The following is a 7,124-nucleotide window of genomic DNA, read 5'->3' on the forward strand; positions in this document are numbered from 1 at the left end:
GGCCACAAAAAGACCCCGCCGAAGCGGGGCCAGGTCGTCCTTCACCACAAAGAACTCTTTTCACTCCATACTTTCAGGCAGCCATACCGCGATCTTGTCGGCCTGCTCGCCAGTGACACCGAGAGCATTGAGCAGGTCGTGATCACCACGGAACAGGGCTTCAAGCTTCGCGGCCTTCTCGCCCTTTTTCAGCTTGTCGAAGCTGGTAGCGGTCGGATGATCCGCAGGCATGTCGAGAAGATCGCGCCAGAGGTCCGACATATAAGGGCCTCCTACGCGGCCAAAGAAGTTAGCGGCGGTCGGGGTCCAGATTTCGCGGGTGTTCGGCTGTGTCTCCTTCTCAATCAGCGCCATCAGCTTCTCATCACCGCCCCGAAGCTGCGCGGCAAGGAATCGCACCAGTTCGCCGCGAATGTGATCCGCCCCTTTCTGGCGGAACGCTCGGAAGCTCTTACCAAGATCTTTGCCATACATATCGCGCGGCGGGTTCTCGGTCAGGCGGCCATCCAGCGCATAGCCATCGGCCTCGGTCGTCGGCCAGTTCGGCACGTCCTCGACGGACAGGCCGAACGGCTTGGACCAATAGAGATTGTGGCTCAACTGGTAGGCCAGCAGGTCGATCAGTAGGTCAGGGTCACGCAAGGCAGCATGTTGACGGGCACCGCGCGAGACGCGACCCAGATCATCGCGGAGTTTCTGGGAAATGGGGCTCTTGGGCGCATTATCGGGGATGTGCTGCGACTTCGCCAGAACGCCCGCCGCAATCGCCTCGGCCTTATCAGCCTTGCGGATCAGGCCCTCATAGCTCTGCACCTCGCCCTGCGAGTCTACATATATGATGACGCCGGAATGCGCGCGCTGCATCTCGGTGTAGTCGCCTTCCGTGATCGCATTGAGGGCGGCAAACTCTTCCTGTCCTGCCTCGTCCAGCGCGTCGGCCTCGGCCTGTTCCGTCAGTTCATCGAACCGCTCGGACTGCACGGGGGAAAGCACGCCCGCCTCCCTGTGGATGCGCTCGAAACCGTTCTCTTGCAGAAACCAGTAGCCAAGATAATCGGCGTGGCTCACTTCGCCCCACTTCCAGCCATCGCGCTTGTGGCTTTCCGCGACTTCAGCCAACCGATCCACGAAAACCGCATCGAGAATGTCGGCATCATCCAGCAAGGTTTCTTCCGCGAAAAGGTCGCCGCTGACACGGCCACCAGCGGCCTGATATGCCTCGATGCCCACGAATTTCGCGCGTCGGTCGGTGTCCTTCACTGCGTCAGGCTTCAACGCCTTCTTGATCTGATAGTCGGACAGGGTGTTGCCCCGGCACTGTTCCAGAACCTCAAGGCTCCGCGCCTCGTCGGTGCTGATCGTGAAACAGGCGGCGGCACTAAGGTTAATTTCATTCGCGGCCAGCGCGTCGATCACGGCTTCCGGAAGACCGGCCAGCGCGAGACGGCGGTAGACGCTTTTTTCAGTCACGGCGAAGGCGCGGGCAATCGCCGCCGGGGTGGCGCCATTTCGCTCCATCTTGCCATAGGCCCGGATTTCATCGGCGGGGTGAAGGTCGCGGCGGGCAGAGTTCTCGGCCACGGCCCACGCCTGCGCGGTGCTGTGATCGCGCGCGAGGCGAACCGGCGGATTTGCCAGTTCGGGGCGCACCTGGGCCAGATCGGCGTGGCGCTCGGCCAACAGTTGCAGCGCCCTCAGACGACGGCCACCAGCGACGATTTCGACCCCGCCATTACCGTCCATGATCCCGGCAAGGTTCTGGATCAGGCCAGCGGTCCAGATGCTTTCGGCCAGTTCCTCGACCTCGGCAGCGGGTACGTTCTGGCGCGGGTTCATCGGAGAAAGCGACAGCTCGGACAGCGGGAAACGGGCCTCGTCGGCGGTGATGATGCTCTGTTTGGTCATTGGGACATTCCTTGAAGGATTTGGGGGACAAGGAGCCGGAGCGGAGCGCACAAAGCGCTCCGCTGTTGGCCTCAGTATTCGCTCGGGAAAAGCAGGGTCAGGACGCGGCGGGTGTTGGCGTCGTCCAGCGGATCATCTGAGCCGTAGCACAGGCTCTCGTCGTAAAGGTCGATCTTGAACCAGACGACTTCGCCGCAGATCGTGACCGAGGCCATCGAATGATCGCCGTGGGGGTCGGTGTCCTCGGTGAAGTCCGAAAAACCCGCAACGGCAAGCTGTGCAAGGGTGACGAACTCCGGCCCCTTGGCGGCGACTCCTTGGGTGCAGACCACACGGCCTTGATAGACGGGATGGCCGCCGGAAATCATCGCCGCGCGAAACGCGTCATTCGCCTTGGCGATCTGCGGCGCTTGAACCTCAAGGTCGATGACGCTCGTCGCGCCGCAAGCGGGGCAACTGTCGGGGATCGCATCGTCGATTTCCTCGACATCGCGGCAGGCGGTGCATTGGTAATAAGCCATTATGGCCCTCCTTTGTGGTGACGCCCTTCCGGTCTTGGTGCCGAAAATTGGGGCAGGGTTTCTGGCGAGGACCGCTGCAAGCGGCCCTCTCCTGAAAGCCTGCCTCCCGGCGAGGGCAGGAGGGGGGCCCACGCAAGGTTGCTCGTAGGATCGAAGGGGAGGGGGATCACCCGGCCACGCAGCTCGGGCACGGCCCGAGACCGTGGTTGGGGAAACCCCTTCGATCCGTTAAGCGAGCGGCCTTGCGTGGGGGAACCGGCGGTTCCCTGCACGGGCGCGCTCAAGCGCGGCCCTGCATGTCTCGGGCGTTCGGCTTACCCGAACCCCCGCAATCTACTTTCTGCAGTGACTGTCGAATGTCAGACTAAACTGGCTTTTCTTTCACAGCAGCGTCCAAATGATTGTCCAAGAGTGCTTCGTCGCCCCAGCGATCGTTACCCGAAGGGCGGATCATTGCGTCCCAAAGCGACCATGACCGAAAGCCCGCGCACTGGCTCGGAGAGACTGGGCGCGGGCTATTCGGACAGGGAGAGTGGGGCGTGATGTTCCGGGCGCAAGCCTAGAGCGCGGTGCCACGCCTTACAGGCGGGGCAGGGGCTAGAGCAGACGTTTGTACCTTACGCGGCGAAATTCTGGTTTGAGCCCAAACTAACGGATGCTGCGGCGCGTCCAAATGGCTGCTTCGGCAGAAGTACCATTGCCGCAGCAGGGCCTTCCACTTAAACCTGAAGATACACTAATTGCCGTTTCGTACCCTACCGAGACGCCTGAAGTGTTCCACGCAGTCGTATCTGCGGACTGCATCCATCAGCATCGTTTCAGTGCTCGCTCTCACAAGCCTCATGGTCGGCCAAAGCGTGCAGGACCCGGCAGGGTTGCCCATCGGACTGACCGTCGCAGGCCCTCATGACGCGTACCAATTCAGACTCCAGCCGCCGCAACCGCTCGATCCGATCACGGACCTGCATAATCCGATCCTTCGCGATGCGGTGTGCGTTGCTATGGGCAGCATGAGGTTCCTCCTGCAACGCGATCAGTTCGGCAATAGCGTCGAGGTCAAAGCCCAACTGCCGGGCGTGGGCGATAAAGGTCAGCCGGTCCAACTCGGCATCGCCGTAGCGGCGTTGCCCCCCACCCGTGCGGCCGGGATCGGGCAAAAGACCCCGCCCCTCATAGTAGCGGATCGTCGTCACCTTAACGCCTGTCCGCTTGGACAGCTCACCGATGGAATGGCCCTGCATCGCGATTATCCCTTGAAGCTACAGTGCCTGTAGATTGTATCTACCAATGGGAGCAAAACGAATCAAGAGTACTGCCATGACCGACCAACACCTCCGCAGCCCCGAGCTGCCGGACTTCGATGCCCCCACGATCCGCCACGGAATAAACGCCCGAGTTTCAGACATCCATCGTCAGTGCGGGTTCCCCGTTCCCGGCGGCCAGCGCGCCACGCGCCCTGCTGATAAAGGTCTTTGGGCGGAGGAGCGGTGATGAGACACGATCACAGTCACGGGCACGATCATGCGCACGGGCATGGTCAAAGCCACTCACATGGCCACGCGGGCCATTCGCACGGCCCGACCTTCTCGGCCAGCGACACGCCCGAGGCGCGCCAGTCCAAAGAGCGCGCCATCCTCATTGCTGCTGTCCTGACGGGAGGATTTATGGGGGCTGAGGTCTTCGGAGGTCTCATCTCCGGATCTCTCGCGCTCCTGGCCGATGCGGGCCACATGCTGACCGACTTCGCCTCGTTGCTTTTAGCCTGGTTCGCCTTCCGACTGGCGCGCCGACCGGCAGACTGGAAACGGACGTACGGCTTCGACCGTTTCTCGGTGCTGGCCGCCTTCGTGAATGGATTGACGCTGTTCGCAATCGCGGCATGGATTGTCTTCGAGGCCATCCAGCGCTTGCGCGATCCGCATGAGGTGCTGGGCGGACTGATGCTCTGGGTCGCCGTGGGGGGGCTCGTGGTGAACGTCTTGGCCTTCTGGGTGCTCAGCCGCGCGGAGGGCGACAATCTTAACGTCCGCGCCGCCGCGCTTCACGTGATGGGCGACTTGCTGGGTTCCGTCGCGGCGATCGCGGCCTCGCTGATCATCATCTGGACAGGCTGGACCCCGATCGACCCGATCCTGTCAGTGTTGGTTGCAATTCTCATTCTGCGTTCGGCCTGGACCGTCGTGCGCGAGAGCGGTCACATCCTGCTCGAAGGCGTGCCCGCCGGTTTCGATCCCCGCGCTGTCGCAGCCGACCTGGAGGCGACGCTGCCCGGTGTGGCCCGCGCCCACCACGTCCATGCCTGGTCGATCACGCAGGAGCGTCCCATGGCCACCTTGGAGGTCGAGCTGGCGCACGGCGCGGTGGCGGAAGACGTGCGCCGCGCTGTGAAAGGCCGAGTGCGCGAGACGACCGGGATGGAGCATGTGACCGTCGAGGTGACGGCAGACGTAGCACAGGAAGGATGAAGTGCCATCCGTCCCCATGCAGGACCGGGTTATGGATACCTCCCAACAAACCAGACGTTGGCGCGTAGCGTAGCGAAAGCCCGGTTTGTCCGCACTGCCGTCATTCACAATCAAAACCAGAAAGACTTGTGTGGATGGCTCCTGCATAGCAAGCGGGAAATGACTTCAATTCACCCATTCAGAAGCGGTCGTGTGTCCGGCCTGTTTGCGCGGCGTTTCCACCGCTGGCCCTGATAGCTTCCGCGTACCGGGTCCCTGTCAGCTTTGCGGGCGATGATGCCCCGGACTTTCGGCGGGGTCTCCCGGTTTCGCGGCTGTGGGTGTCTCCATCATCTCTTCGGTCTTGCTATCCTCTATGCGGGGCTTGCCGCATCAGGCGTGTCTTGGCGTCCACGCCTCCTCCCGTGTCAGGACGGCCCAGATGATCCTGGCCGTCTTGTTGGCCATAGCGATGGTTGCCAGTCGGAAGGGCTTTCTCTCCAGTAGTTGTCTCAGCCACGGGTCCCCCTTGTCCGGTCGGACCTTCACCTGGATAGCGCGGGAGGTCATACCAACCACGAGGAGCTTTCGGAGGTACTGATCCCCCATCTTCGTGATCCTGCCCAGCCGTTCCTTGCCGCCGCTGGAATTGTTTCTTGGTGTCAGCCCCAGCCATGCAGCAAACTCACGTCCGTTGCGGACCTGACGGCCGCTGCCGGTGGTCGCGACGATCGCCGAGGCCGTGACCGGTCCGACGCCTGGAATGGTCTGCAGCAGCTTCATCCGATGGTCCGCCCGGGCCACGACCTGCAAACGAAGATCATGCCAACGCACAAGACAGTCGGTCGACAGGAGCTGCCGGCAAAGAACGCGGATGACGTCTTGCCCGATCTCCGGGATGTCCGGCGCAGCCCCGTCAAGGACGCCCCTTGCAAAGCCGGTCGCCTTTTCCAGACCTTGCGGCAGGACGATCCCGAATTCCGCCAGAAGTCCGCGGAGCATGTTCACCAGCTGCGTCCGTTGCCTCACGACAAGCTCACGCGTTCGGTGCAGGCTCAGCATGGCCTGCTGGTCAACGGATTTGACCTGAACGAAGCGCATGGTCGGGCGGGTGACGGCTTCGCAGATCGCTTCTGCATCGACAGCATCCGTCTTGCCCCGTTTCACGTAGGGTTTGACGTAGATCGGTGGGATCAGCCGCACCTCGTGCCCGAACCTGGACAGTTCCCGAGCCCAGTAGTGGCTTGAAGAACAGGCTTCCATGCCAATCAGGCAAGGGTGCAGGCGCTCGAAAAAGGCAAGCAGCTGAGCCCGGCGCAGCGGCTTGTTGAAGACGACATGGCCTTCATCGGTGATCCCGTGAACCTAAAAGACATTCTTGGCCAGATCCAGGCCGACTGTTGTAACCTTCATTTGGATGGCTCCTCTCGCAGCAGACGATGACATCTGCAGTATGGCGCATTGCAACGCCGGGAGCAGGAGCCATCCACTCCATCAGCTTTGGGTTAGGAGTGCGTGATGTTTAGGTCAATATTGCTTGGAGCATCCTACCTGAAAAGCCTCAATATTCTGGGCTGAAAGAGTCAGTTTCACACGACATTCGACAGTGACAAAAGCTCAAAGAGAGAGCCTGCCAACTGTTTTCATGGCCATAACTGAGCGGCGTGAAGCACACGCAAGACCGTCACGCCCATTGGACTTTCGGTATAAACTACGAGATAGTTCGGACGGACGACTAGCTCACGCGTTCCATCTACGCGTCCCGGACGACAGCGCCGTGGATGCGACAGCAACTGAGCGACCTTCATATGAATTTCATCCATGAGGGCTGCGGCAGCATCTGGATTATCGTCCGAAATATAGTCGACGATCGCCATGAGATCAGCGACCGCCGAGGCAGTCCATTCGAGTTCAGGCACGACGCTTCCCGTCGATGAGGGCGCGCGCTTCGAGCATGACTTGGTCATGAGGCGTCGTCGGACGTGTATCGGCCAAAGCCTCTTGGACCTTGGACTTGAACCACGCGTCATAGGCATCCGGATCCGCAGTAAGTCCAGCGGGCATCCCGCCCTCGGCAGCCACCCTAGTCAGAAGAATACGGACAGCATCGGAGAGGGTTAGGCCAACTCCGGCCAAGGCATCGGTCGCCTGAGCTTTCAGATGGTCATCAACACGGACGTGAATCATGGATGTTTGCGCTGGCATGGCGGTCTCCTTGTCTCACCTCAATATGTATCTCAATTGAGATTCGCAC

The 7,124-nt window shown here is 61.2% G+C and carries 7 protein-coding genes; 1 reads left to right on the forward strand and 6 read right to left on the reverse strand.

Annotated features, from left to right (window positions below):
• Window positions 1-60: 60 nt before the first annotated feature.
• The 3 genes from AC2IR1_RS23150 to AC2IR1_RS23160 form a co-directional block, all read right to left on the reverse strand.
• Window positions 61-1,905, reverse strand: a complete 1,845-nt coding sequence (locus tag AC2IR1_RS23150; RefSeq protein ID WP_486476539.1) for a ParB/RepB/Spo0J family partition protein — start codon at window positions 1,903-1,905, stop codon at window positions 61-63.
• A gap of 71 nt (window positions 1,906-1,976) precedes the next feature.
• Window positions 1,977-2,426 (reverse strand): DUF3768 domain-containing protein, encoded by a 450-nt coding sequence (locus AC2IR1_RS23155; RefSeq protein ID WP_486476540.1) that lies wholly within the window; start codon window positions 2,424-2,426, stop codon window positions 1,977-1,979.
• Between the two features lie 818 nt (window positions 2,427-3,244).
• Window positions 3,245-3,667 carry a MerR family transcriptional regulator gene (locus AC2IR1_RS23160; protein ID WP_486476541.1) on the reverse strand — a complete coding sequence of 141 codons (423 nt, stop codon included), beginning with the start codon at window positions 3,665-3,667 and terminating at the stop codon, window positions 3,245-3,247.
• 249 nt (window positions 3,668-3,916) lie between these two features.
• On the opposite strand from AC2IR1_RS23160, the gene AC2IR1_RS23165 reads away from it, so the two are divergent.
• Window positions 3,917-4,891 (forward strand): cation diffusion facilitator family transporter, encoded by a 975-nt coding sequence (locus tag AC2IR1_RS23165; protein WP_486476542.1) that lies wholly within the window; start codon window positions 3,917-3,919, stop codon window positions 4,889-4,891.
• 372 nt (window positions 4,892-5,263) lie between these two features.
• Here the strand turns inward: AC2IR1_RS23165 and AC2IR1_RS23170 are convergent, their stop codons facing one another.
• The 3 genes from AC2IR1_RS23170 to relB all read right to left on the reverse strand — a co-directional run bounded on the left by AC2IR1_RS23170 (window position 5,264) and on the right by relB (window position 7,075).
• The gene (locus AC2IR1_RS23170) at window positions 5,264-6,226 is read right to left on the reverse strand and encodes an IS110 family RNA-guided transposase (RefSeq protein WP_486476564.1); all 963 of its coding nucleotides are present in this window, start codon (window positions 6,224-6,226) and stop codon (window positions 5,264-5,266) included.
• 287 nt (window positions 6,227-6,513) lie between these two features.
• Complete coding sequence (locus AC2IR1_RS23175) at window positions 6,514-6,789, reverse strand: type II toxin-antitoxin system RelE/ParE family toxin (protein WP_486476543.1); 276 nt, start codon at window positions 6,787-6,789, stop codon at window positions 6,514-6,516.
• Window positions 6,782-7,075: a type II toxin-antitoxin system RelB family antitoxin gene (relB, locus tag AC2IR1_RS23180; protein WP_486476544.1), complete on the reverse strand. Its 294-nt coding sequence runs from the start codon at window positions 7,073-7,075 to the stop codon at window positions 6,782-6,784. Before relB ends, AC2IR1_RS23175 begins: the two co-directional genes overlap by 8 nt.
• Between the last annotated feature and the right edge of the window lie 49 nt (window positions 7,076-7,124).

The organism is Pseudooceanicola sp. NS-SX8, from assembly GCF_057380755.1.

What these genes read in the sequence shown, in the direction of transcription:
- AC2IR1_RS23150 (WP_486476539.1), bottom strand. Translation starts at nt 1,905, where the DNA reads ATGACCAAACAGAGCATCATCACCGCCGACGAGGCCCGTTTCCCGCTG.
- AC2IR1_RS23155 (WP_486476540.1), bottom strand. Translation starts at nt 2,426, where the DNA reads ATGGCTTATTACCAATGCACCGCCTGCCGCGATGTCGAGGAAATCGAC.
- AC2IR1_RS23160 (WP_486476541.1), bottom strand. Translation starts at nt 3,667, where the DNA reads ATGCAGGGCCATTCCATCGGTGAGCTGTCCAAGCGGACAGGCGTTAAG.
- AC2IR1_RS23165 (WP_486476542.1), top strand. Translation starts at nt 3,917, where the DNA reads ATGAGACACGATCACAGTCACGGGCACGATCATGCGCACGGGCATGGT.
- relB (WP_486476544.1), bottom strand. Translation starts at nt 7,075, where the DNA reads ATGCCAGCGCAAACATCCATGATTCACGTCCGTGTTGATGACCATCTG.